Genomic DNA, 1,087 nt, shown 5'->3' on the forward strand with positions numbered 1-1,087 from the left:
GGCGTGGGGCAGGATCTCTTCGGCGGTCTTGGTCCACGTGAAGGGGTGGCAGCGGTCGTTCCAGCCGTCGATGAAGGTGCGGATCTTCTCGATGAGCTGGGCGACGCTGTCGAACGAGCCGCGTCGAATGGCCTGGCGGGTGATGATCCCGAAGAACACCTCGACCAGGTTGAGCCAGGAGCCCGAGGTCGGGGTGAAGTGCAGGGTGACCCGCGGGTTCTTGGCCAGCCAGTTGTTGATCTCGGCGTGCTTGTGGGTGTGGTAGTTGTCCAGGACCACGTGCAGCTCGCGACGGGGATAGGCCTTGGCGACCTTCTTGAGGAAGTCGAGGAACTCGGCTTTGCCGTGCCGGTCATAGCAGCGGTCGGTCACTCGCCCGGTGGCGACCTCGAGCGCGGCGAACAGCGTGGTGGTGCCGTTGCGCTTGTAGTCGTGGGTGGCTCGCGCCGGCAGCCCGGGACGCATCGGCAGCATCGGCGCGGTCCGGTTCAATGCTTGGATCTGTGATTTCTCGTCCACGCAGAGCACCACGGCGTTCTCGGGCGGGTTCAGATACAGCCCGACCACGTCGTGGACCTTGGCCTCGAGTTCGGGGTCGGTGGAGAACTTGAACGTCTCGGTCCGCCAGGGCTGCACGTGATACCGCCGCCAGGCCCGCGCCACCGTCGCGTCCCCGATCCCGAGGTGTCGGCCCAGCAGCCGCGAGGACCAGTGCGTGACCCCCAGCTTCTCTGGCGGGGCGTCCAAGGTGGCCGCGATGATCGCGGAGTCGTCGATGGTCTTCGGGCGCCCGCTGCGCGGCTCGTCGGCCAGCCCGGCCAGGCCCCGCGCCGCGAACCGGTCCCGCCACTTGATCACCGTCGGCCGCGACACCCCGACCTGGCGGGCCGTGACCGCCGTCCCCGCCCCACCGGCCACCGTCAGCACGATCCGCGCCCGCTCGACCAGCCCAGCGCTGACCGTGCTCGACCGCAGCCACGACTCCAACGCGGCTCGATCTTCGTCGCTGATCACCAACCCCGAAGAGGTCATGCAACCAAGATCTCATCTGCACGAACGTGAATCAACTAACGACGCGCGACACTAG

General features: G+C 67.5%; 1 protein-coding gene. It reads right to left on the reverse strand.

Features of this window, described 5'->3' with window-relative positions; all coding sequences use genetic code 11:
• Positions 1–1,032, reverse strand: a 1,032-nt coding sequence (locus C8D89_RS28655; protein WP_116711548.1) for an IS630 family transposase, incomplete at its 3' end; no start/stop codon positions are given.
• Positions 1,033–1,087 lie beyond the last annotated feature (55 nt).

The sequence above is a fragment of the Actinomycetospora cinnamomea genome (genome assembly GCF_003096675.1).
Lineage (GTDB): Bacteria > Actinomycetota > Actinomycetes > Mycobacteriales > Pseudonocardiaceae > Actinomycetospora > Actinomycetospora cinnamomea.